Consider the following 22,610-nt stretch of genomic DNA (forward strand, 5'->3'; position numbering starts at 1 on the left):
TTGGCCTGGGAAGGCCCCTTGGCTGGTCTGGGCCAGCGCCCAGCGTGCAAGGCACGTGCTTTTGACCTTAAAGACAAAGCGCGTGCTTTTGACCTTAAAGACGTTGAGATCTTAAAACCTTGACCCAAAAAGCGCCTCTGGGTCGCAACCCAGAAATCCCCCCCGTATTTACTGGAATCTCGTCACCCACAGCACCGGCCACTGGCCACTCTTACTGTATCCGTCACAGCTTGGCTCTGACGCATACGCCGCAAGGCGGAAGGCTTTGCCGTCAAATAGCCAGCGTGAGGACACACCGCAGTCGCCGAGTCCTCTGCCCTTGTCAAAGATGGAGAGGATGCCGGTCTTCTCGTCAAAATCGGCGTTGATCAACTCCGGCGGCTGGTCGTCGTCACCCGATTTGAACGGCATGTTCAGTACCAGATTGTCTGACTTATACGGTGCCTGACGCGACACGATATAGCCCAGCACGTAAAGGTTATAGGCCCCCATATCGCAATTCACCGTCATTAGCGCCTTTTCATTGCTGAGCGGGAACAGGTGAACCTCGCGTTCGGAGGGATCGAGGCTACAGTCGTTATTCTCGATATTGGTCGCAGTATTTTGCGTAATGGCCGAGATTTCTCCGTCAGTCAGCGGATGCGGCTCGTTGAAATGCGGTAGCAAAGGCGCGGCAGGCGCAGGCGGTACCGTAGAGGCCGCTTTGTTGCCCCGGCTGGCCCAGGCGGTTTTGGTGCCTTCGCGCGACTGCTGCTGGTCAATGGCTAACAGTGCAGCCTTTAAACCATTCAGTGAGATGCTCGGGCGCGTGCTCTGCTGAGAGTCCAGCTTGCCGCTCAGCTGAATGCTACTGCCGTCGCGGATTGAATTGACGAATTCGTTCACCACCACCCGGTTGATGCTGGCAATATGCTTCTTGCTCACGTCCCATTCGCGGCGGTTAAAATTGAGCGTTTTGCCGTTAAGCGTCAAGCGGTTGGCTATCGCAATATCCGAACTCTGCTCGTCACTGTTGCGTTGATAATCGATACTGACGCTGGCCCGTCCTTCCGGTCCGGCATCGCGAGTAAGTTGCAGCACAAGTCCCTGGCTGTCCTGCGAGCTTCTCGCAGAGCAGTGGTTCAGGTTGTCGCAACTGACCTGCCAATCGTTGTAAATTCGCTGCAGCGGATCAGCGTGAACGTAGCCGGTCATCAAGGTTGCCATTAACAGCAGCGGCGTAGCCATCCAATTGGGTATCATTACATTTAAGCTCTTTTACGAAGTAAACCTTTAGATATTAACCTAAGCTGTGCAAAGACTCTGCCCGAAAAGCATCATTTTTTTACCAGTAAATAGAAATGGATAGACTTGATTACGTCATAAAAAGCCTCAAACATTGTGGTAAAGCAGTGAAATAGTTTCACAGATGAGGTAATAAACACGTTTTGTTGCGGTGTTATACGCTTAAGAACACCCTAAGCTGATATTCTATCCGTTAGCATCGGTCATATTTTCAAAAGGTATATTTAGGGATGGCGAAAGGTAACGACTTTAGTTTACTGACAATAAAAACAAAGATAATCCTGCTTATGCTCTCTCTGCTGTCTGCCTCAGCCATGGCGGAAGAACCTCCCGTTGTGCTGACAGGAACCATTGGCCGCTCCGCCGTGGTCATGGAACTCGACCTCAACAAGCCTGAAGCCATTACGGGACGTTATTTCTACGAGAAATATCATCTTGACCTGCCGCTAAACGGCACAGAAGAAGACGGTGAGCTGAGTTTGCAGGAAGGTACCGACGACTTTAACGATACGCCGCGCCCGACTCTCAGATTACAGTCAGACGGAAAATCAGGCTGGCAGGGAACCTGGTCTAATCCTCAGGGAAAAATCATGCCGATAGAGTTGACCCCGGCGCAGTTACCCGAAACAAATGCAGATCCTTTCCTGACCAAGCTCATCCACGACTCTCCTTACGAATATCTACGCCTGAGCAATCTACAGCTGGAGAAAGGCAAAGAGCAGACTTTTATGGATTATCCGTTGCAGTGGTGGCATGAACCGCAGTCCGGCGTGTCTTTGTTCACCCTCGCCTCTGGGTATCCCGAGGCTCAGCTCAAAGAAATCAACCAGCGTCTGATGGCCAGACTGTGGCAGGAAGTGATTGATTATCATAGCTGTATGCTCGGTGCAAGCCAGTTTGGCAGCGGTGAATTTGAACAGAGCGTGACCCCGGAGCTACTCTCATCGACGGTGGTCAGCGTTAAGATTTCCACCAGCTACAGCTGCGGCGGCGCGCATCCGGACTTTGGTGACTCCCCGCTTAATCTCAATGCTAAAACGGGCGCACCGCTGTCGCTGGAAGATATTTTGTGGATTGGCAAAGAGAAGCCCTTTCACTACATGTACGCCGAAGATCATGACGAACGTGGCAATAATGGCGTCAGTTTTGACGATTACTCGACCTATCGTGAAAAGAATTTTGCCCCGTGGCTGATTTCACAGTTTAAACAGCTTTATCCGAGCGAGATGCAAAAACCTAAGGGTAACGATGACTGTGACTATAGTGATGCTGAAATCTGGTATTACCCGTCGTGGTATTTAACCCCCAAGGGGATCCATTTTGGGCCGTCGTTTGCACGTGCGATGCGCGACTGCGAAGGAACCAGCTGGTCTGTGCTGCCTTGGGCGGTGCGAACCCAGCATCAGGGGGGCGTTCCGCTTACCCTGCCACAATAACGTCGCGATTCTACCTCTGACCGAGGCCCAAGCGGCCTGCGGTCAGAGCCGGTCTCAATCCAGCAGTCCGTTAATCTTCGCGTATTGCAGCAGAATGACCGCTTTTCCATCTTTAATTTCGCCGTTTTTAACCATCTCCAGCGCCTGGGTAAACGGCACTTCCAGCACCTCGATGTCTTCGTCCTCCACGCCACCGCCGTGGTTACTGCGGCTTTCCTCGTCATACTCGGCGGCAAAGAAGTGAATCAACTCGGTCACGCCACCGGGAGACATATACAGCTCGAACAGCTTCTCCACCTCACGAACCTGAAAACCAGTCTCTTCGATAGCCTCTTTACGGATGCAGTCCTCGGGTGAGTCCTCGTCGAGCAGCCCAGCGCAGGTCTCGATCAGCATGCCGTGATTATTATCGTTGAGATAGGTTGGAATGCGGAACTGCTTAACCAGCAGCACGCTTTGTTTAGGGCGGTTGTAAAGCAAAATAGTGGCACCATTGCCGCGATCGTAAACTTCGCGCTTATGGCGGACTGTGCTTCCGTCTTTCCTGACTAAATCATAGGTGTAGTTGCGCAGCGTGAACCAATTGTCTGAGAGCAGTTTGTTATTGATGATTTCAATTTTAGCGGACATATCGCCTCTGATTAAGTTACAACAATTTACTCATCGTAAAATGCAGGTAAAAAATGAGAAAGAATAGTTAGGTACCAATGTTCCTAACATTGATAAAAATTGCATAGGCAGTATGCTCATAGGGATGGATGAAAGTAGCATGCAAAATGGAGCAGTCGCATGGCAGACCAAAATTTCCCCTATTCAGAAAAATCGTTAACCGTTTTCCCCTCCTCAGTAGGCGGCGTCTCGTCGCAGCACACGTCGCTGAGTCACCCGGCTATCGCAACGGCGTCTGCCAAAAACTACAGCGTGATGATTGTTGACGATCACCCGCTGATGATCCGCGCCGTAGAGCAGCTGTTGAGCAAATCACCCCGCCTGCACGTGGTCGCCAAGGCCAACAGCGGCGAAGAGGCGCTGGCCGCGGCCCGTATGGCCGACATCGACGCGATCGTTCTCGATTTAAACATGCGCGGCATGTCCGGTCTTGAAACACTGGTCGCACTGCGTGCTGAAGGCTGTCGGGCCAAAATCATTATCCTGACGGTGTCCGATTCCCCTTGCGATATCGCCAACCTGATCAACGCAGGCGCGGACGCCTATCTGCTGAAAGACAGCGAACCTGAAGACTTGCTCGAGCAAATCCTGTTAACGGCTGACGGCAATAACTTCCTCAGCGAGGATATCCAAAATTCCCTCGATGAGGAAAACAATAAAACCAACCCGCTGGAAAAACTGACCGATCGCGAAACCTGCGTGCTGAATGAGGTTGCCAAAGGCCAGTCAAATAAAGAGGTGGCGCGCGAACTGGCTATCTCGGAAGAAACGGTAAAGGTCCATATTCGCAATGTTTTGAGAAAGCTCGACGTGCGTTCACGCGTCGCGGCAACCGTGATGTTTCTGGAAAACAGGGCATAAGACACGCTTTACTCGATAGCCCCAATAATCTGCTGGCGGTGACTGTCAATCCACTGCGGATTTAACGGCCCCCAGCTTTCAATCTGATAGTAACCGTCGTTATTACGGACTCCCTGCTGAACGAAGGCCAGCTCCAGGCCCATTCCCGGCAGAGCTTTTAGTACGTCCTGTAACGTGCGACGGGGCCAGCCGCTGAGCGCCATCAGTTTGGGTACGTTAGGGCGTTCATTATTTGCAATCAGCCAGCACAGGTAGAGCCGACGGGCGAAAACTGAATTCAGCATAGGTTCCCTCTTTGCATCTCTAACATGTAAATAAATTGTTACTTTCTAAAATAGCGCAGTCGCGGTAGGCCACAAAAGCGCTAACCTCAATATCTTCATGTCTTTTTTACACCATCTCCTTTTTTTCTCCACGTTTTCTATGGCTATTACAGGTAAAGTGCTTGAGCGTAGAGGTTGATTTCACCCCCTAACGCAACATCAATTCGCTAACGAGTGTTGCAAAAAATTGCACAACGTTTGAAACCGATGACATAAAAATAGGCTAATTTATTAATCTTTCCTGATGTTAATCACGCACGGCCTTATTAATCGAGATGCGCGTGGTAACGAGGTTTTGACATGGCTAACTTTTTTATCGATCGCCCAATTTTTGCCTGGGTGCTGGCGATCATTATCTCTCTGGCGGGGATGCTTTCAATCCACAGTCTGCCGGTTGAACAATATCCTGCGCTTGCGCCTCCCAACGTGCGCATCACCGCCCAGTATCCTGGGGCCTCTGCGTCAATTGTTGAAAATACCGTCACCCAGATCATCGAGCAAAACATGACGGGCCTCGACAACCTGATGTACATGTCGTCGCAGAGTAGTAACGATGGCAAGTCACAGATTACGCTAAGTTTTGAAGCCGGAACTGACCCTAACGAGGCTCTCCAACAGGTACAAAACCAACTACAGCAGGCGTTGAAGCGTCTGCCGCAAACGGTGCAGACTCAGGGCGTGACCGTGTCGAAAACCGGTGATACCAACCTGATGATGGTGGCCTTCGTCTCCACCGACGGCAGCATGAGCAAGCAGGATATCTCCGACTATGTTGCCTCGAATATTCAGGACCCGATCAGCCGCGTGAGCGGAGTGGGTACCATCAACGCCTATGGTACCCAGTATGCGATGCGCATCTGGCTCGATCCGAACAAGCTCAACAACTACAATCTCACTACCGCCGACGTCGTCACTGCCATTGAAAACCAGAACAGTCAGGTGGCAGTCGGCCAACTCGGCGGCACGCCAGCGGTCGATCAGCAGGCCCTGAACGCCACGGTCAACGCGCAGTCGCAGCTGCAAACGCCGCAGCAGTTCCGGGATATTACGCTGCGCGTCAACGCTGACGGTTCTGACGTAACCCTCGGGCAGGTTGCGACCGTCGGGCTCGGCGCAGAGAACTACAACTTCGACAGTCGCTACAACGGCCAACCCGCCTCGGGGATGGGCGTACAGCTCGCCTCAGGCGCTAACGAAGTGCAGACTGACACGCTGGTTCGCGCCAAGATAAAAGAGCTATCGCAGTATTTCCCGCACGGTCTGAAAACCGAAATTGCCTACGAAACCACGCCTTTTGTTAAAGCGGCTATCACCGACGTGGTGAAAACGCTGTTTGAAGCAATAGTCCTGGTGTTCCTGGTCATGTACCTGTTTCTGCAAAATTTCCGCGCCACGCTTATCCCGACAATCGCGGTACCGGTCGTACTGCTCGGCACCTTCGTGGTGCTGCATCAGTTCGGCTACAGTATCAACACGCTGACGATGTTCGCGATGGTGCTGGCTATCGGGCTTCTGGTCGATGACGCCATCGTGGTGGTCGAAAACGTCGAACGGGTAATGAGTGAAGAGGGGCTGGCGCCACGAGAAGCCACCCGCAAGTCGATGGGGCAAATCCAGAGTGCGCTGGTGGGGATTACCATGGTGCTGTCCGCCGTTTTTGTGCCAATGGCCTTCTTCGGTGGTACGACCGGTGCCATCTATCGCCAGTTCTCGGTGACGATTGTCGCCGCGATGGTACTCTCGGTATTCGTCGCCCTTACTCTCACGCCCGCGCTGTGCTCCACTATTCTGAAGCCAATCCCGCAGGGACTTCACCACAGCAAGCGCGGTTTCTTTGGCTGGTTTAACCGGATGTTTGACAAGAATACTCGTCGCTACGAGCGTGGCGTCGGGCGCATCCTCCATCACGGTTTCCGCTATATGCTGGTATATCTGCTGCTGGTTATCGCGCTCGGCTTTATGTTCGTCAAGCTGCCAACCTCGTTCCTGCCGCAGGAAGACCGTGGCGTGTTCACCGTGCAAATTCAGCTGCCGCCGGGTGCGACCCTGCAGCAAACCACCAATGTGGTCTCACGCGTCGAGCAGTACTTCCTGACCAAAGAGAAGAAAGACGTGCTGTCGGTGTTCTCAACCCTGGGTTCGGGACCGGGCGGTAACGGCCAAAACGTGGCGCGTATGTTCGTCCGTCTGGCCGACTGGGACGACCGTACCTCCGGCAAGAATACCTCATTCGATATCATCGACAGGGCGACCAAGGAGTTCAGCAAGAATAAATACAATGACGCACGCATTATCGCCAGCAGCCCGCCGTCGATTAACGGTCTCGGTAACTCCTCCGGTTTCGATATGGAGCTTGAGGACCACGCGGGTCTCGGCCACGCCAAGCTCATGGCGGCGCGAGATTCGCTGCTCGACATGGCGGCAAAGAGTCCGCTGCTCTCACGCGTGCGCCACAATGGCCTCGACGATAGCCCACAGCTGCAAATCGATATCGACCAACACAAGGCGCAGGCGTTGGGTCTGAGCATCGCTGATATCAACAGCACGCTTAGCACCGCCTGGGGCTCGACCTACGTGAATGACTTCGTTGACCGTGGCCGCGTTAAAAAAGTTTACGTGCAGGCCGACGCGCCGTTCCGCATGCTGCCTGACGACGTGAACAAATGGTTTGTGCGCAACTCGGCGGGCACCATGGTGCCGTTCTCGGCCTTCACCACCTCACATTGGGAAACGGGTTCGCCGCGTCTGGAACGTTACAATGGCAGCTCGTCGCTCGAGATTGTCGGCGAGGCGGCCAACGGCGTCAGCAGCGGTGCTTCGATGGACGAAATGGAAAGGCTGGTCGCCAAACTGCCTTCCGGCATTGGTCTGGAATGGACCGGGATGTCGTATCAGGAGCGTCTGTCAGGCTCTCAGGCCCCTGCCCTGTATGCGATTTCGCTGCTAGTGGTGTTCCTGTGTCTGGCTGCGCTGTATGAGAGCTGGTCAATTCCGTTCTCGGTTATGCTGGTCGTGCCGCTCGGGGTGATCGGCGCGGTTATCGCGACTTATCTGCGCGGGCTGGAAAACGACGTTTATTTCCAGGTCGGGATGCTGACCATCATCGGTCTGTCGGCCAAGAACGCCATTCTTATCGTCGAATTTGCCAACGACCTCAACGTGCGCGGCAAGGCGCTGCTTGAGGCAACGCTGGAAGCCTCAAGAATGCGTTTGCGCCCTATCCTGATGACCTCGCTGGCGTTTATCTTCGGCGTACTGCCGATGGCGACCAGTCAAGGTGCAGGCTCCGGCAGTCAGCATGCGGTCGGTACCGGCGTTATCGGTGGGATGATTTCGGCCACGGTGCTGGCCGTGTTCTTCGTACCGCTGTTCTTCGTGCTGGTGCGCCGCCGTTTCCCGGGGAAAGGCGAACAACCGACCTTGATTAACGAGATTATCGACACCGCACCAGAATCCTGAGATTTATTAAAGGGATAATTAGCTCGACATGATTAATTGCCTCAGCCGAGGCAATTAATAAAAATGAAAAAGGCGCTAAGAATATTAGCGCCTTTTATTATTGAACGATTCTCAGTGAGATTATTTATTTACTTCCCTTGGCAGGTAAAATAAAAAGTTACACATAACGTTCTCATCACCTGCTTGTTGTATTTTAAACAACTCTTTAAAAGCAAGTCTTATACAAGATGATGATGTTTATATCGGGTTCCCACGGGTGAAAACTGATGCAACGACAGGATCTTGTTATTATCTTTATCACGGCAGTCTGCGGTTATTAGCCACGCAGCATTGCGTCAATAAAGTCTTTCCAGTTCACTAATTCTTGCTCGACCATTTTACTCCCCTTGATTAACGCTGGGGATTATACGAGCAATATTTGAGCAGACAAACAGTTTATTCCGATAATGAAACGGCGATCACGCAATTCAAACCGGTAATGGAATCGTGCTGCGTAATTAATTACGCCGAATTATCAGCTTAGCGGCACATTGCCTGGAAGTAGCCGAAAGGTTAATCTTTGATGAATAAGAATTAACCGATAACCTTGAGGGAATAATAACCATGAGCTTTAAGATTTACAGTAATGACAGCATTGGTTCGGTCGACTGGCAGCGTCTGGCCGATATTCTGGAGCTGAGCGGACTTAATAAACGCGACCTACAGAGTCTGCAACGTGGATTCGAACACAGCCAGTTTCGCTACCTCGGCTACTGCGACGGTAAACTGATTGCCACCGCACGGGCGATTAGCGATCTTACCTCGGCGTCTTATCTCAGCGACGTGGCCATTCATCCAGACTACCAGGGGCGCGGCTTCGGCAAACTCCTTATGCAGCGCATCATGCAAGACCTCGCGCCGTTCGGTAAAGTCATCATCTATGCGGTGCCCGATAAAATCGAATTCTATAAACGCTTTAGCTTTCACCCGCTGCTGACCGCCATGACCTATGCCGAAGGCGATGCACTGACGCGCCTTAGCAGCAATGGCTACATTCCGCCGTTAGCGTGAAGAGTCATGGGGGATGGATCCTGAAGATGTTTTACAGCATTATGTAAGCATCATTTTTTTGGGCCAAAAACGCTGTCATAATGCGGCTTTCGGCTCAAAATTGGCTATTTTCTCGTCTGATTTGTTGCCTTAATCTGACGATTTCACATTTAGGGTATGCACATGGCAGAGACATCCTCATTTATCCTCTACGGCATCAAAAATTGCGATACCGTTAAAAAAGCGCGCCGCTGGCTGGAAGAAAATCACGTTGACGCACGCTTTCATGATTATCGCGTTGACGGGCTCGATGAGTCACTGATTCAGTCACTTATCGATAAACAGGGTTGGGAAGCGCTGCTCAATACGCGCGGTACTACCTGGCGTAAGCTTGACGAATCCGTGCGCACTGCCTGTGATAATGTCGAGGCCGCCAAGGCCGTGATGCTGGAACATCCCGCCGTTATTAAACGCCCTTTCCTGCTTGCCGCCAGCGGACAATCGCTGCTTGGCTTCAAACCTGAAAGCTATGCGCAATTTGTTGCAGAGGTGAAGTAAATGATTTGTCCGGTTTTAGATCTTGCACAGCAGCTTATCCGCCGCCCGTCCCTCAGCCCCGATGACGCCGGCTGTCAGGAGATCCTGATTGCCCGCCTAAAGGCCATCGGTTTCCACATCGAGCCGATGAACTTTGGCGACACGCTTAATTTCTGGGCCACGCGCGGCGAAGGCAAGACGCTGGCGTTTGCCGGTCACACCGACGTCGTGCCAACCGGTGATCCTACGCTGTGGATAACCCCACCGTTCGAACCTGCCCTGCGCGACGGCATGCTGTTTGGCCGCGGTGCCGCAGACATGAAAGGTTCGCTGGCGTCGATGGTGGTCGCCGCAGAACGCTTCGTGGCCGCCAATCCGAATCATCAGGGTCGTTTGGCGTTTTTGATTACCTCCGATGAAGAGGCCAGCGCGGTCAACGGCACCGTGAAGGTGGTCGAAGCACTGATGGCGCGCAACGAGCGTATGGATTACTGTCTGGTTGGCGAACCCTCAAGCACCACGCGGGTGGGGGATATCGTCAAGAATGGCCGTCGCGGCTCGATGACCGCCAACCTGCAAATTCACGGCGTTCAGGGCCACGTTGCCTATCCACATCTGGCCGACAATCCGGTGCATCGCGCCATGCCTGCGCTGAACGAGCTGGTTTCCATCGAGTGGGATCAGGGCAATGAGTTCTTCCCGCCGACCAGCATGCAGATTGCTAATATCAACGCCGGTACCGGCAGCAACAACGTGATCCCGGGTGAGCTGTATGTACAGTTCAACTTCCGTTTCAGCACCGAGTTGACCGACGCTACCATCAAAGAGCGAGTGAAGGCATTGCTCGACAAGCATCAGTTGAATTACACGCTGAACTGGGTCGTTTCCGGTCAGCCGTTCCTGACGCCGCGCGGCAGTCTGGTTGATGCGGTGATCAACGCGGTGCAGCACTACAGCGAAATCACCCCGGACCTGCAAACCACCGGCGGCACCTCTGACGGTCGTTTTATCGCATTGATGGGAGCACAGGTCGTTGAGTTAGGTCCGGTCAACGCCTCAATCCATAAAATCAATGAATGCGTCCAGGCGTCCGATTTACAGCTGCTGGCCCGCATGTATCAGCGCATCATGGAGCAGTTGGTCGGATGATTGACCACGCCATGCTCACCGGCCAGTCGACCGGGCATCTGATCGATATCGGTAGTGGCCATCGCCTGCAACCCGAGGCAGCAAGGGCGTTTTCCGCCCTACAGACCGCGGCGTCGCAGGCGGGATTCAATCTGCAACCTGCCAGCACTTTTCGTGACTTCGCCAGACAATTGGCTATCTGGAATGGCAAATTCCACGGAGAACGACCAGTATTAGATAGTGACAGCCGTCCGGTGGATATTAGCCAGCTTGATGACGGCGAGCGCGGCGAACTGATACTGCGATGGTCGGCACTGCCGGGCGCGAGCCGCCACCACTGGGGCAGCGAGTTGGATATTTATGCGCCCGACTTGCTGCCCGAAGGTGCAAAACTTCAGCTGGAACCCTGGGAATACGAGGAAGGCGGCTATTTCTTTCCGTTGACTCAATGGTTAACCCAGAACATGGCGTCGTTTGGCTTTTACAGGCCGTTTAGCGAAGATACCGGCGGCGTCGCCGTTGAGCCTTGGCATTTAAGCTACCGTCCTCTGGCGCAAGAGTGTGAAAAACTGCTGACGCCACAGGTGCTCCAACAGGCTTGGCAGGGTCAGAATCTTGGCGGCCACGCGTGGGTACTCAGTGAGCTCGAGCGCATCTTTGCCCAGTATGTTCAAACGAGTAAAAGCAGTCAGTAAAAGGGCCGCAGCAATGCAGTAACGTGTTCTAGAAAAACACATTAACCAGTAAGGGAGTCATATTATGGAATGGATTAAAGATTACTGGTGGATAGTGCTGATCGTTCTGGCCGGCATCATCATCAGCGGCATTAAAGAATTGAATCGGGTTGATGTCAAAGCCTATCTGAAGGATAAACCGGAGATCCCACCGCATCGCGATAACAACGCCGAATGGGACGATGACGACGACTGGCCAAAGGACAAGAAAAAGTAACCGTCGCGTATTAACTTTTAACCCTACCTCTAACACGTCAAACCTGCGGCAGGTATCAGCCTGCCGCGCCTTCAACGAAACGTTAATCCGCCTTTAGTCTGCTAATCGCCGCATCAATCATCTGTGGACTGATACCGTGTGCCACTTTAGGGGCAAGATCCAAAGTGCAGGCATTGCCCAGCTCTTGCAGCCTCTCTGCTGCGATGACGGCGTTATTCGCCGCGATCACCGGGTCGCTTTGGCCGTGGATAAAATGAATTTTTGTCTCAGCACCGATAGCGGTCTCCGGCAAACTGGCAAAACGACCGCTGAAAGAGACGATGCGGCCGGCAAGATTCTGCTCAACCTTGGTGGACTCGAGCGACATAATGGATCCCTGCGAGAAGCCGATCAACACGGTATCGGCGGGTTTTACGCCGCTTCTCTGCTGCCAGTCGCGCACGGTTTTAACAAACAGCGGCATCGATTCGGCGATACGCTGATGGCGATTATGCTCGGTCACGCCTTGCACGGAGAACCACTGACGCCCCTGCCCAAGGTCGCAGGCGAACGGACTGCCGATGCTGACTATCAGCGCATGAGGAAAACTGGCGATAAAATAACGCCCAATTTCGCCCATTGAAACGGGATTGTCACCCACGCCGTGGAAAAGTAATACCAGCTGTTCCGCCTGCCCCTGCGGCTGTTGAACGACAACGTTTTCCGGACTCATAACGCAAACTCCTGTGACTTTCTAAATGTTTACAGCCGGAAAATACCGGTTGCCAATGCCTTAACTATACGCGGCTGCTCATTCAGGAAAACCGGGTTTTATTGAATAAGTCGTACTGATTTTTTCAATCTGCGGGTGCGTTCTTTTTATCGATTGGAATAGGCTGCGTGATAGCTGATGCGGAGCGTACCTTTCTTGACCTTGGCGGACTTGAGGAAGAAATCGGTGATTTCGCTGATATTTTCAACGTGCGTGCCGCCGCACAGAATCGGCTCGGTGTTTTCAATCAGCGTGAGGCGAGTCTCACCTTCCATCCAGGCGGTGACCGCCGCGCCCGCGCGCAGTCTGGCGTGAATGTCCTTTTGTATCTCGACAATAGGTAATTCTTCGACCGGCACGGCTTCATCGCCCATCCTCGAGAACTCCACGCGTGACTCTCCAGGAAAATGGTGACCCGAGGTAGCCAGCCAGCCGTAAGGCTTCAGCACGATATTCATCAGGTGTCCGGCGGTGTGCAGTGCGGCATTTTGCAGGCGTTCGGTCGCGGAAATCGCCGTTCTCAGCGTGGCGTTTTGCTCAAACTGCAACGGCTCCTGCGGATAGACCACCACCTGGCCGGACGGATGCTTGCGCACCTTTACCGGAATATCGTTCACCCAGCCAGTGTCGGCAGGCTGCCCGCCGCCCTGCGGATGAAAGATGTTCTGCTCCAACGCTATCCACTCACCGTGTTCGTCAGTGCCTTGCGCAATGGCCTGAGTGTCTAGATTGAAACAATAGGTATTTTGCATATAAAGCGGGGTCTGATTCATGCCGGTTGCTCCCTGTTATATTTCGTTGATGAATTAATAACATACAAAAGGCGCGCCAGCAGAACAAGGCGTTATTCGGCAAACTGCTTCGCGCGGGCACAGCGAGTCGGGTCAATGCTTTGCATCGCCCGTCGGGTTTCCTCACGCCAGCAGGCAAGCAGCGCCTTCTTGCCGCTTAGCCGCAGCGTACTCACCACCTCAGGCAGCGTATTCCCTTGTTGCAGGATGGCGCGCAGGGCCGGAAGCGGCTCGGTAGACCGCGCCAGCAGACGCAGCAACGCGCTCCGGCTGCTGTCCAGCGAACGGCTGGCAAAGGCGAATCCCGCCAGCTCGCGCCAGTCGCCATCGTCAAGCAGCGCGTCTTCTGCGACTGTCTTTTGAGGCCAGATAACCTCGGCCACCTCAACGGGGACCTGCCGCCGGTTCTTCGATAACCGCCGTTTTGCCTGCTGGCAGAGGCTTTGTCCCTGCGGACTGAGAGGCAGCACGGCCATAGCCGCAAAGCACCCGCTGCTGGCCTCACGCTGACCACCGACGCGGACTGTCTCAAAGCCACAGCGCTGCCAGAAGCGCCACAGCGGGTCGGTAAAACCAAAGCTCACTGAGAGAAAGTCCAGGCCCTGCGCAGCGGCAAACTGCTGCTGTTCGCTAACAAGCGCCTGCGCAACCCCTCTGCGACGCTGGGCCGGAGACACCGCTATGCGGGTGATTCGTCGCGACAGCATCACCGCCGCTTCAGGGAATCCGGCGTGCGCCGCCAATGACTGCGCCACCAGATTGCCTCTCGGCCTGCGCCTTCCGGCCCAGATTTCATGGGCTAAGTCAGGCTGCAGACCGCCCTCGTCCACCAGCCAGAGCGCTGCCGACAGCGCGTTGTCGCAATATCCGGCGGCGAACGACATACCGGACGCATCCATCATCCGCCGCAGGTCCAGCGGCGAAGTGCGGTAATGCGCGCTGGTCAGCAGATGATAAAAATCTGCCAATAAATCAGGCGACTGCTCCCAGGCTGCGGCATCGAAATTTTTAACCTGAACCGGCGCTGAGGCACCGTTTGGGCTTACGGCGCTGTAGTCCGGCTCGTCGAACAGAAGGATGTCGTCAAGCAGCCGCTCTAGCGGATCCTGCTGGGCCCAGCGGATCGGCGCTGTGAGCCGAAGATCTTGCCAGTCCGTTAGCGACGCACAGAACTTCAGTAAAAAGCCCCGTCCGGTGCCCTCGTATCCCTGCACGGTGGTGGTCAGCAAAACACGGGGGAAAAAGGGGATAAGTCTCTGGAGCAACGGCGCGGGAATAGCCGCCGCCTCGTCAATAAGCAACCAGTCGGCGTTAACTGCGGCACCGCTTTCACAATGGGCAAGCAGCGCGTCGGGCGCCCAGAACTGCACCGCCTCCTCCCCCTGCTCACTGAGGCGCTGTCCCGCCGCCTTGCTCGGCGCAGTCATCCAGCAGGTGCCCTGCCAGTGCTGCACCAGCATGCCAGCGAGGGTGGATTTTCCCCGGCCACGCGCGGCGGTCAGCACCCAGATACCGTCCTCGGCCTGCAATAACTGGTCGAGGATCGCGCGCTGTCCGGGCGTCGGCTCGCCCTGCGGCGTTGTCCAATCGGGTGCGGAACTAAGAAGTTGAGGGGAAAAAGCACTGTTCTGGCACCAAAGCAACGCCTGAGTATCGGCCTCGATAGATTGGCAAAAACGGCTAATAAAGCGCGGCGTGGCAATGGCCTCAGACAGTTCGGTCCAGCGTATGCTGTCGGCATCCGGCAACGTCGGCCATGCCTGCCATTCGGGCACCAGCAGTATCAGCCAGCTTCCCGCCCGCAGCACGCCGCTGAAGGCGGCCAGTGCCTCAACGTTCAACCCTTCCCGAGCATCGAAGACGCCATGCAGGAATTCCTGCCCCAGCAGCTGATTCACCGCCTCGGGTTTTACCCTAGGTGACGTATCCTGCTCATTAGGGCTTACCCACAGCCAGTCGCCGCTAAAATGGCGGCTAACCTGTTGTGCGGTCTGCCCGCACCAGTCAAACTCGCCGCTCAGCACCAGAATACGCCGCATGCCCTGACGCAACATCTGCCGCTGACAGGCGTCTAGCCGCGAAATTATCGTAGCGTCAGATGCGTCATTGTCGATCATCTCAGGTTTTTCCAACCATCAGCGAAAGAATGCCTGCGGCAATCAACGGCCCGACCGGCACGCCTTTGAAGAACGCAACGCCCAGTACGGTGCCCACCAGAAGCCCGGCAACCAGCTGCGGCTGCGTGCCCATCAGCGTCAGACCACGCCCACCGAGCCAGGAAACGCCAACGCCCACCAGGATCGCGACAATCGATTTCCAGTGAAAGAAGGAGTGAATAAGGGTGCTCGCACTGAGTTTGCCGTTGGCAATCGGCACCATCACGCCAATAGTCAGAATAATGATGCCCAGCGTCAGGCCATATTTTTCAATCCACGGAAAAAAGTGATTGAGCGGCGTGATGCGCACGGTCAGCAGGAAGAACATCGCGATTGTTACGGCAGAATTGTGGCTGAGGATCCCTAAACCGGCGAACACCAGCAGAATAAGCAAGGTTGGATCGAGAAAAGCCATAATATTCCCAGAATAGTAAAACGCATGACCCAAAATCTTTCACGTTGCAGCCAGGCGGCAAGCAGGCGCATCCCCGGGAGCTGACACTCGTCAGTGACCGGGGTAAGCATGCGTAGCCAACACCGCTGCGGCGTGAAAGATGAAGCAACGAATATTATCCAAAATCTTTCACGTTGCAGCCAGGCGGCAAGCAGGCGCATCCTCGGGAGCTGACACTCGTCAGTGACCGGGGTAAGCATGCGTAGCCAACAACGCTGCGGCGTGAAAGATGAAGGATAAGATTATTTATTATTTTGACGATGGAGACCAGCCCTACCGACTGGCAAAGGTGTTGCATTGATCCATTTTGCCCGAGTCGTACCCGCGCTTGAACCATTCATAGCGCTGCGCTGAGGTGCCGTGGGTGAAACTGTCGGGGACCACTCTCCCTTGACTCTGCTGTTGCAGTTTGTCATCGCCGATTGCCCTTGCGGCATCCAGCGCCTGCTTGAGGTCGCCGTCCTCCAGGACCTGCTCTTGCTGCATAGCATGACCCCAGATACCGGCAAAACAGTCGGCCTGCAGTTCCATCTTGACCGACAGGCGATTAACCTCGGTTTGTGAGGCACCCTGCTGCATCTGGCGCACCTTGCGCTCAATGCCCAGCAGGTTTTGCACGTGATGCCCGACCTCATGCGCGACAACATATCCCTGCGCAAAATCACCGCCCGCGCCAAGCTTGTCGCGCAGTTCCTGATAGAAGGACAAGTCGATATACACTGTACTGTCGGCAGGGCAGTAGAACGGCCCCATCACCGATTGCCCCGTTCCACAGCCGGTGCGGGTTGCGCCACGGTACATCACCAGTTTAGGGTCGCGATAGCTCATGCCGTTTTGCTTAAAAATCTGGGTCCAGACGTCTTCCGTAGAAGCCAGGATCACGGAAGTGAATTTGGCCTGCCGATCGTCGTTGGGGCTGATAGAGCCAGAGGTTTGCCGCTGCTGATACTGCGAAGGGTTCTGTGATTGACCGCCGGTGATAAGCGGTGAAAGGTCGATACCATAGTAACCGGCCACCAGTACCACAATAACGATGACGATACCGCTTTTGCCGCGAATGGGAATGCGCATGCCGCCCAAACCGTTGCCGCCTTGCCCACCGCTTTCATTGCGGCGATCTTCAACATTGTCGCTCTCCCGACGCCCTTGCCAACGCATAATTCACCTCCGCTGTTTTTTTCTAATCCTAGTTAACAAGGTGCAGGAATACCACTTGCTCAGACAAGATTTGCGGGGCGAAAAAAAGCCTCCTCGGACGACAGCGTTAAGCGGGTCATCAACACAAGGAGGCGTAATCGTTTGCGCGGTGCGGCTAAAAAAAGATTAGTCTAATTTTACGCCGATACGTTTTGCGACTTCTTCGTACGCTTCAATCAGGCCACCCAGGCTTTGACGGAAACGGTCTTTGTCCATTTTTTCAAGAGACTGGGTGTCCCACAGGCGGCTGCCGTCTGGAGAGAACTCGTCACCCAGCACCACTTCACCTTTGAACAAACCGAATTCCAGCTTGAAATCAACCAGGATCAGACCCGCGTCACCAAAGATCTTGCTCAGCACGTCGTTAGCCTTGTAGCTCAGCTCTTTCATGCGTGCCAGATTCTCTTCGTTAACCCAACCAAAGGTCTTGCAGTAGGATTCGTTGACCATTGGGTCATGCTTGGCATCGTCTTTCAGGAACAAGTCGAACAGCGGTGGATTCAGCACCAGACCTTCTTCCACACCTAAACGCTTAACCAGTGAACCCGCAGCACGGTTACGGATAACACATTCAACCGGAACCATATCCAGCTTTTTCACCAGTACTTCGTTGTCTGACAGCAAACGTTCCATTTGGGTAGGAATGCCCGCTTGTTCCAACTTTTCCATGATGAAATGATTGAATTTGTTATTGATCATGCCTTTACGGTCGAACTGCTCAATACGTTCGCCATCCAGTGCTGACGTATCATTACGGAACTCCAAAACCAGCAGGTCTGGGTTTTCGGTGGTATAGACGGTTTTCGCCTTTCCGCGATACAACTCAGCTAACTTTTGCATCTTAACTTACTCCAGTGATATGACGTGTTTGGTGATACATAACATCTAATTATTCGCCAAAAATCGGCAAATGCAAAAAGGGGCCGGAGCCCCTTCGCGTATTACTTGGTTACTGCACTACTTTGGTTAAACGCCGCCTGCATCACCGCTACCATCGCGTCGTTCTGCGACTGCGTTAGCACATGTCCATTTGGATCAATGAATTGCAGGCTACTGCGGTTGTTCAGGTCACCCAGCTGCAGCTTATAGTTGCCGGAGCTGAGCTGCGGATCCCTGGCACCCAGTGCGTCCCAGGCATCGCTGCTCGGCGGTGAATATTTCACGCTCAACGTCCCCTGCGGACGGCTGCTGTCGGTCACTTTCATGCCCGCTTTGGCCAACGCATTCGGCAGACGATCCCAGACTGGGCCGTAAGGTGCGCGAATAATCAGCACCGGCAGACCGGTATCATCGGCACCGCTTTGTACGTCGACTTCGCCGAGTTTACGGTTGTCGATACGGTTTTGCTCATCCTGCTGCAGACGGCCAAGACCGGCAGTGATGGTGTTCAGCATCTGGCTGGTATAGCGCTGTTGCTCAACCGCTGAGGTAACCGGTTTGCCCTGCTGGGTCAGCTCGAGGGTTTTCACCGACAGCGCCGTCTGATAACCCTGAGGCTTCACGCTAATCTGGTAACGTCCCTGATACTGGAAGTCTTCGTCTTTGCGGTTCCACTGCACGGTATCGGTATTCAGCGTCTGATTGGCGTCATCACGGCTGGCAATCTTGTAGCCGTTCTGTTCAACGATGGTCACCACGTGCGCCCACAGGCCACTGCCCTGCGCGTTGCTGTCGAGCATCACAGTCCCGGTATCGCTGGTGTATTGCGCGCGTGAACCGTCAAGGACGGCCAGAGGCTGCAATGGTGGACGAATGTCCAGACCTTTACCTACTGCACCCTGCAGGTTACCGGCTGGCACATCATAGGTCCCGTTTTGCAGCGGCAGAATCATACCGTTTGGCGTTTGCAGCTCTTTCAACGGTGCGGCTTTAAGATAATCTTCATTACCGCTGACTTCACGCTTATAGCGAGAATCATTAGAACAGGCCGCGAGAAGCATGATCAGGGAAAGACCCACAACTTTTGCTACCGTCGACTTTTGAAAACGTGGTTTTGTAAATGAATAGGTCATCAAATATCCCTAAAAGTGTTATCCCCAGCGCCGTTGACGCGACCACGGCAACGGCTGCGGGTTATAGCAAACCGGCCTTAATTAGTGCGTCTTCCACTATTGGACGAGCAGCATCGGTCAGCGGCGTCATTGGCAGACGCACTGTATCGGTTGCTATCAATCCCAGCGCCTTACAGGCCCATTTCACAGGGATTGGGTTTGCTTCTACAAACAAATGCTGATGCAACGGCATCAAGCGCTGATTTAAACGGCGCGCTTCGGCAAATTTGCCTTCTGCTGCCAGACGGCAAAGCTCAACCATTTCTGCCGCCGCGATGTTCGCAGTAACGGAAATAACGCCCTTGCCACCCAGTTGCATGAAGTCCAGACCGCTGAAGTCATCACCGCTCAACAGAATGAAATCTTCATCATCAACCAGCACTTGGATCTGGCTAACGCGACTTAAGTTCCCCGTTGCCTCTTTGCAGGCAACAATATTTTTAATTTTTGCTAAACGCGCGATGGTCGCAGGCAGCATATCGCAGCCGGTGCGAGACGGTACGTTGTAGAGAATTTGCGGCAGCGCAGTGCTTTCGGCAATGGCTTTAAAATGCTGATACAGACCTTCCTGAGTCGGACGGTTGTAGTATGGCGTGACAGTCAGGCAGCCAACAACGCCACTATTTTCAAAGCGTTGGGTCAACGCGATGGCTTCGGCGGTAGCGTTTGCGCCCGTTCCGGCAATCACCGGGATACGGCCATCTGCCAGTTCCAACGTCTGCAAAACCACGTCTGCGTGCTCGTCGTGGTTCAATGTTGCAGATTCGCCGGTCGTGCCTACGGAAACGATCGCCGCAGTACCACTGGACACATGATAATCAATCAGTTTTTTCAGACTCGCGCGGCAGACGGCACCTTTGTCGTCCATCGGCGTAACCAGTGCAACAATACTTCCCGTAAACATTGACCTTCCCCTCCACAAACAGGTCACTCATGGTACTTTTGACACATGGGCAAAGCAAGTAAACAACGTGTTGTAAGCGCCTGCTAAACGGTTTTTTTTCTGTTGGTAGACAATTTTGCGACATGAACGATTTTTCGCACACCGCGGGATTTTAGCTGTAAGGCGTTTTTACAGTTGAAATGGTTTTTCTGTTTGCGATAGTTTTCATGTCTGCGATAGTAAGTCTTACAACAGGGCATGACGGGAAGAGCGATTTTGTCACAACCACAACAACATTATTTGGTTATCACCGCACTGGGTGCCGACAGGCCTGGCATCGTCAATACCATCACGCGCCAGGTGAGCAGCTGCGGTTGTAATATTGAGGACAGCCGACTCGCCATGCTTGGCGAGGAATTTACCTTTATTATGTTCCTCTCGGGCAGTTGGAATGCCATCACGCTTATCGAATCTACGCTGCCGCAAAAAGGCGCAGAGCTTGAGCTGCTGATTGTGATGAAAAGAACCAGCGCTCATGAACGTCCACCGATGCCGGCCACCGTTTGGGTCAAGGTTGAAGTCAAAGACTCACCGCATCTGATTGAACGATTTACCGACCTGTTTGATACGCACCAAATGAACATTGCCGAACTTGCGTCGAAAACAACGCCGCCTGAAGGCTCTCGTGAGGCGCAATTATCGATTCAGATTACTGCTCACAGCCCGGCGAATACGGATGCAGCAATTATTGAGCAAGCGTTTCACCAGCTATGTACAGAATTGAATGCACAAGGCAGTATTAACGTCATCAGTTCTACCCAATAGGTTTCATCACAGCATTAATGGAGAAGAGTAATGAGCCCACTGAAAGCCGGAGATTCTGCGCCGCAATTTAGTTTACCGGACCAAGACGGTGAACAAATTAATCTGGCCGACTTCCAGGGACAAAAAGTCCTGGTCTATTTTTACCCTAAGGCCATGACGCCAGGCTGTACCGTTCAAGCCTGTGGCCTGCGTGACAACATGGATCAGCTGAAAGAGGCTGGCGTTGAAGTGCTGGGGATAAGCACCGATAAACCGGAGAAACTGTCTCGATTTGCTGAAAAAGAGCTGCTGAACTTCACGCTGTTGTCAGATGAAGATCATCAGGTCTCTCAGGCATTCGGCGTCTGGGGGGAGAAGTCTTTCATGGGGAAAACCTATGACGGCATTCACCGCATCAGCTTCCTGCTTGACGGTAACGGTAAAGTTGAAAAAGTCTTTGATGACTTCAAGACCAGCAACCACCACGACATCGTGCTGGCTTATGTGACGGGTCAATAACGTTTTACAGCCTTCCCCCGCATCAGTGCGGGGGAAGATTTCTTCACCGTTCGTTCTGCGTTTCTTCAATAAAAGGCTCATTCGGCCAGGCGTGATAAACGGCTTTCACCAGCGTGGCGAGCGGAATAGCAAAGAATACGCCCCAGAATCCCCATAGCCCACCGAAGATGACCACGGCCAGAATAATGACCAGCGGGTGCAGGTTGACCGCCTCCGAGAAAAGCAGCGGAACCAACAGGTTACCGTCCAGTCCCTGCACCACCAAATAAGCAATGATAAGCGTCCAGAAGTCGGTGCCAATTCCCCACTGGAACAGCGCCACTACCACCACCGGAATACTCACCAGCATCGCGCCAATATACGGGATAAGCACCGACAGCCCGACCAACACCGCCAGCAGCAGCGAATAGCGCATGTTCAGGAAGAAGAACACCAGGTAGGTGGCAATCCCGACGACCACCATCTCCAGCACTTTGCCGCGAATGTAGTTACTGATCTGCTGGTGCATTTCGGCCCACACCTTGCCCGCCAACCCACTATCTCGCGGCAATACCCGGCGCAACGCTCTGAGCATCAGCTCTTTGTCCTTAAGCAGGAAAAACACCATCAGCGGCACAATAACCAGATAGATAGCCAGCGTCAGCAGGCCCACCAGCGAGGCCAGAGAATAGCGCACCACCGATTCGCCCACGCCGGAGATTCTGGCGCGCAGGTTGTCGGTCATCATGTCGAGAATACCGGCATCGACCAGCGCCGGATAACGTTTGGGCAAGGTCGCGGCCAGCGTGTAAGATCGGTTGAGCATGCTCGGCAGGTCGGCCATCAGATTCAGCCCCTGCTGCCAGCTCAGCGGTGCGATAACAAACACCAGCACCATGACAATACCGGTAAAAATGAAGAACACGATGCACACCGACAGAGTGCGCGAGAAACCGAAACTCTGGAGCCGCACCGTGGGCCATTCGAGCAGGTAGGCCAGCACAATCGCCACCAGCAGCGGCGCGAGAATACCGTTAAAAAAGTAGAGGATACAGAAACCCGCCACCAGAATCGCCAACAGTGCGATAGCCTGAGGGTCGGTAAATCGGCGACGGTACCATTGCAGTAGCATCTCTAGCATCAGTGTTAACTCCTAAATTTTACGCCCTGCCGCTGACGCATTTGTCGCAGATAGTTCAGGCACAGTGGTTCCAATGTTGTTTCGCTTCGTTACAATAGGGAAACGTGATGCTGCCCTGAATAACCCGTTCTGTCGCCGAGACCTTATCACGTCTGAACGACGCAATGTCTTTTGCAAATCCAAAATATGTAGTAAGCACTTGTTTTA

At 53.8% G+C, this 22,610-nt stretch carries 23 protein-coding genes; 10 read left to right on the plus strand and 13 right to left on the minus strand.

The features are described from left to right. Positions 1 to 168: 168 nt before the first annotated feature. Entirely contained in the window at positions 169 to 1,242 is a 1,074-nt protein-coding gene (locus BS640_RS20140) for a DUF1176 domain-containing protein (protein ID WP_038328638.1), read from the minus strand. 272 nt (positions 1,243 to 1,514) lie between these two features. Between BS640_RS20140 and BS640_RS20145 the strand changes: the two genes are divergently transcribed. Then, positions 1,515 to 2,720 (plus strand): hypothetical protein, encoded by a 1,206-nt coding sequence (locus tag BS640_RS20145; RefSeq protein WP_084913226.1) that lies wholly within the window; start codon positions 1,515 to 1,517, stop codon positions 2,718 to 2,720. Between the two features lie 54 nt (positions 2,721 to 2,774). Here the strand turns inward: BS640_RS20145 and nudK are convergent, their stop codons facing one another. Continuing rightward, positions 2,775 to 3,350, minus strand: a complete 576-nt coding sequence (nudK, locus tag BS640_RS20150; protein ID WP_017494456.1) for a GDP-mannose pyrophosphatase NudK — start codon at positions 3,348 to 3,350, stop codon at positions 2,775 to 2,777. 294 nt (positions 3,351 to 3,644) lie between these two features. On the opposite strand from nudK, the gene BS640_RS20155 reads away from it, so the two are divergent. Then, on the plus strand, positions 3,645 to 4,250 hold the full coding sequence (locus BS640_RS20155) for a response regulator (RefSeq protein WP_038328654.1): 606 nt from the start codon (positions 3,645 to 3,647) through the stop codon (positions 4,248 to 4,250). 8 nt (positions 4,251 to 4,258) lie between these two features. Here the strand turns inward: BS640_RS20155 and BS640_RS20160 are convergent, their stop codons facing one another. Then, entirely contained in the window at positions 4,259 to 4,534 is a 276-nt protein-coding gene (locus tag BS640_RS20160; RefSeq protein ID WP_017494458.1) for a winged helix-turn-helix domain-containing protein, read from the minus strand. A gap of 339 nt (positions 4,535 to 4,873) precedes the next feature. Here BS640_RS20160 and acrD point away from each other — a divergent pair, with 339 nt between their 5' ends. Next, positions 4,874 to 8,032: a multidrug efflux RND transporter permease AcrD gene (gene acrD / locus BS640_RS20165; RefSeq protein ID WP_084913227.1), complete on the plus strand. Its 3,159-nt coding sequence runs from the start codon at positions 4,874 to 4,876 to the stop codon at positions 8,030 to 8,032. A 316-nt stretch (positions 8,033 to 8,348) separates the two neighbouring features. On the opposite strand, the gene ypfM is transcribed toward acrD, so the two are convergent. Further along, a complete protein-coding gene (gene ypfM / locus BS640_RS22415) occupies positions 8,349 to 8,408 on the minus strand; it encodes a protein YpfM (protein ID WP_139802851.1) in 60 nt (19 codons plus the stop codon). Positions 8,409 to 8,635: 227 nt separating this feature from the next. On the opposite strand from ypfM, the gene BS640_RS20170 reads away from it, so the two are divergent. From BS640_RS20170 to BS640_RS20190, 5 genes are all read left to right on the plus strand, one after another. Continuing rightward, entirely contained in the window at positions 8,636 to 9,082 is a 447-nt protein-coding gene (locus BS640_RS20170; RefSeq protein ID WP_017493186.1) for a GNAT family N-acetyltransferase, read from the plus strand. A gap of 162 nt (positions 9,083 to 9,244) precedes the next feature. Continuing rightward, positions 9,245 to 9,619: an ArsC family reductase gene (locus tag BS640_RS20175; RefSeq protein ID WP_017493188.1), complete on the plus strand. Its 375-nt coding sequence runs from the start codon at positions 9,245 to 9,247 to the stop codon at positions 9,617 to 9,619. Then, entirely contained in the window at positions 9,620 to 10,747 is a 1,128-nt protein-coding gene (gene dapE, locus BS640_RS20180) for a succinyl-diaminopimelate desuccinylase (protein WP_017493189.1), read from the plus strand. Beyond that, a complete protein-coding gene (locus tag BS640_RS20185) occupies positions 10,744 to 11,421 on the plus strand; it encodes a M15 family metallopeptidase (protein ID WP_084913228.1) in 678 nt (225 codons plus the stop codon). The genes dapE and BS640_RS20185 overlap by 4 nt, the downstream gene beginning before the upstream one ends. A gap of 64 nt (positions 11,422 to 11,485) precedes the next feature. Next, entirely contained in the window at positions 11,486 to 11,677 is a 192-nt protein-coding gene (locus BS640_RS20190) for a YpfN family protein (RefSeq protein ID WP_017493191.1), read from the plus strand. 82 nt (positions 11,678 to 11,759) lie between these two features. Here BS640_RS20190 and ypfH read toward each other — a convergent pair whose 3' ends face one another. The 8 genes from ypfH to dapA all read right to left on the minus strand — a co-directional run bounded on the left by ypfH (position 11,760) and on the right by dapA (position 19,981). Beyond that, the gene (ypfH, locus tag BS640_RS20195; RefSeq protein WP_017493192.1) at positions 11,760 to 12,389 is read right to left on the minus strand and encodes an esterase; all 630 of its coding nucleotides are present in this window, start codon (positions 12,387 to 12,389) and stop codon (positions 11,760 to 11,762) included. Between the two features lie 146 nt (positions 12,390 to 12,535). After that, positions 12,536 to 13,201 carry an alanyl-tRNA editing protein gene (locus BS640_RS20200; protein ID WP_017493193.1) on the minus strand — a complete coding sequence of 222 codons (666 nt, stop codon included), beginning with the start codon at positions 13,199 to 13,201 and terminating at the stop codon, positions 12,536 to 12,538. A gap of 71 nt (positions 13,202 to 13,272) precedes the next feature. After that, entirely contained in the window at positions 13,273 to 15,336 is a 2,064-nt protein-coding gene (locus BS640_RS20205) for a tRNA(Met) cytidine acetyltransferase TmcA (RefSeq protein ID WP_084913229.1), read from the minus strand. A 1-nt stretch (position 15,337) separates the two neighbouring features. Then, positions 15,338 to 15,790 carry a DUF441 domain-containing protein gene (locus tag BS640_RS20210; protein ID WP_017493195.1) on the minus strand — a complete coding sequence of 151 codons (453 nt, stop codon included), beginning with the start codon at positions 15,788 to 15,790 and terminating at the stop codon, positions 15,338 to 15,340. 312 nt (positions 15,791 to 16,102) lie between these two features. Continuing rightward, positions 16,103 to 16,987: a KPN_02809 family neutral zinc metallopeptidase gene (ypfJ, locus tag BS640_RS20215; protein ID WP_017493196.1), complete on the minus strand. Its 885-nt coding sequence runs from the start codon at positions 16,985 to 16,987 to the stop codon at positions 16,103 to 16,105. 165 nt (positions 16,988 to 17,152) lie between these two features. Further along, on the minus strand, positions 17,153 to 17,866 hold the full coding sequence (gene purC / locus BS640_RS20220) for a phosphoribosylaminoimidazolesuccinocarboxamide synthase (protein ID WP_017493197.1): 714 nt from the start codon (positions 17,864 to 17,866) through the stop codon (positions 17,153 to 17,155). Positions 17,867 to 17,967: 101 nt separating this feature from the next. Next, positions 17,968 to 19,038: an outer membrane protein assembly factor BamC gene (bamC, locus tag BS640_RS20225; RefSeq protein ID WP_084913230.1), complete on the minus strand. Its 1,071-nt coding sequence runs from the start codon at positions 19,036 to 19,038 to the stop codon at positions 17,968 to 17,970. 61 nt (positions 19,039 to 19,099) lie between these two features. Continuing rightward, positions 19,100 to 19,981: a 4-hydroxy-tetrahydrodipicolinate synthase gene (gene dapA, locus BS640_RS20230; RefSeq protein WP_017493199.1), complete on the minus strand. Its 882-nt coding sequence runs from the start codon at positions 19,979 to 19,981 to the stop codon at positions 19,100 to 19,102. 237 nt (positions 19,982 to 20,218) lie between these two features. Here dapA and BS640_RS20235 point away from each other — a divergent pair, with 237 nt between their 5' ends. Next, positions 20,219 to 20,785: a glycine cleavage system transcriptional repressor gene (locus BS640_RS20235; RefSeq protein ID WP_376783548.1), complete on the plus strand. Its 567-nt coding sequence runs from the start codon at positions 20,219 to 20,221 to the stop codon at positions 20,783 to 20,785. A 30-nt stretch (positions 20,786 to 20,815) separates the two neighbouring features. Continuing rightward, entirely contained in the window at positions 20,816 to 21,283 is a 468-nt protein-coding gene (gene bcp / locus BS640_RS20240) for a thioredoxin-dependent thiol peroxidase (protein ID WP_017493201.1), read from the plus strand. A 43-nt stretch (positions 21,284 to 21,326) separates the two neighbouring features. On the opposite strand, the gene BS640_RS20245 is transcribed toward bcp, so the two are convergent. Continuing rightward, entirely contained in the window at positions 21,327 to 22,403 is a 1,077-nt protein-coding gene (locus BS640_RS20245; protein ID WP_017493202.1) for an AI-2E family transporter, read from the minus strand. Positions 22,404 to 22,610 lie beyond the last annotated feature (207 nt).

The organism is Rouxiella badensis, from assembly GCF_002093665.1.
Lineage (GTDB): Bacteria > Pseudomonadota > Gammaproteobacteria > Enterobacterales > Enterobacteriaceae > Rouxiella > Rouxiella badensis.

Excerpts from the sequence above, each read along its gene's own strand:
- BS640_RS20140 (WP_038328638.1), bottom strand. The coding sequence starts at position 1,242 with ATGATACCCAATTGGATGGCTACGCCGCTGCTGTTAATGGCAACCTTG.
- BS640_RS20145 (WP_084913226.1), top strand. The coding sequence starts at position 1,515 with ATGGCGAAAGGTAACGACTTTAGTTTACTGACAATAAAAACAAAGATA.
- nudK (WP_017494456.1), bottom strand. The coding sequence starts at position 3,350 with ATGTCCGCTAAAATTGAAATCATCAATAACAAACTGCTCTCAGACAAT.
- BS640_RS20155 (WP_038328654.1), top strand. The coding sequence starts at position 3,645 with ATGATTGTTGACGATCACCCGCTGATGATCCGCGCCGTAGAGCAGCTG.
- BS640_RS20160 (WP_017494458.1), bottom strand. The coding sequence starts at position 4,534 with ATGCTGAATTCAGTTTTCGCCCGTCGGCTCTACCTGTGCTGGCTGATT.
- acrD (WP_084913227.1), top strand. The coding sequence starts at position 4,874 with ATGGCTAACTTTTTTATCGATCGCCCAATTTTTGCCTGGGTGCTGGCG.
- BS640_RS20170 (WP_017493186.1), top strand. The coding sequence starts at position 8,636 with ATGAGCTTTAAGATTTACAGTAATGACAGCATTGGTTCGGTCGACTGG.
- BS640_RS20175 (WP_017493188.1), top strand. The coding sequence starts at position 9,245 with ATGGCAGAGACATCCTCATTTATCCTCTACGGCATCAAAAATTGCGAT.
- dapE (WP_017493189.1), top strand. The coding sequence starts at position 9,620 with ATGATTTGTCCGGTTTTAGATCTTGCACAGCAGCTTATCCGCCGCCCG.
- BS640_RS20185 (WP_084913228.1), top strand. The coding sequence starts at position 10,744 with ATGATTGACCACGCCATGCTCACCGGCCAGTCGACCGGGCATCTGATC.
- BS640_RS20190 (WP_017493191.1), top strand. The coding sequence starts at position 11,486 with ATGGAATGGATTAAAGATTACTGGTGGATAGTGCTGATCGTTCTGGCC.
- ypfH (WP_017493192.1), bottom strand. The coding sequence starts at position 12,389 with ATGAGTCCGGAAAACGTTGTCGTTCAACAGCCGCAGGGGCAGGCGGAA.
- BS640_RS20200 (WP_017493193.1), bottom strand. The coding sequence starts at position 13,201 with ATGAATCAGACCCCGCTTTATATGCAAAATACCTATTGTTTCAATCTA.
- BS640_RS20205 (WP_084913229.1), bottom strand. The coding sequence starts at position 15,336 with ATGATCGACAATGACGCATCTGACGCTACGATAATTTCGCGGCTAGAC.
- BS640_RS20210 (WP_017493195.1), bottom strand. The coding sequence starts at position 15,790 with ATGGCTTTTCTCGATCCAACCTTGCTTATTCTGCTGGTGTTCGCCGGT.
- ypfJ (WP_017493196.1), bottom strand. The coding sequence starts at position 16,987 with ATGCGTTGGCAAGGGCGTCGGGAGAGCGACAATGTTGAAGATCGCCGC.
- purC (WP_017493197.1), bottom strand. The coding sequence starts at position 17,866 with ATGCAAAAGTTAGCTGAGTTGTATCGCGGAAAGGCGAAAACCGTCTAT.
- bamC (WP_084913230.1), bottom strand. The coding sequence starts at position 19,038 with ATGACCTATTCATTTACAAAACCACGTTTTCAAAAGTCGACGGTAGCA.
- dapA (WP_017493199.1), bottom strand. The coding sequence starts at position 19,981 with ATGTTTACGGGAAGTATTGTTGCACTGGTTACGCCGATGGACGACAAA.
- BS640_RS20235 (WP_376783548.1), top strand. The coding sequence starts at position 20,219 with ATGACGGGAAGAGCGATTTTGTCACAACCACAACAACATTATTTGGTT.
- bcp (WP_017493201.1), top strand. The coding sequence starts at position 20,816 with ATGAGCCCACTGAAAGCCGGAGATTCTGCGCCGCAATTTAGTTTACCG.
- BS640_RS20245 (WP_017493202.1), bottom strand. The coding sequence starts at position 22,403 with ATGCTAGAGATGCTACTGCAATGGTACCGTCGCCGATTTACCGACCCT.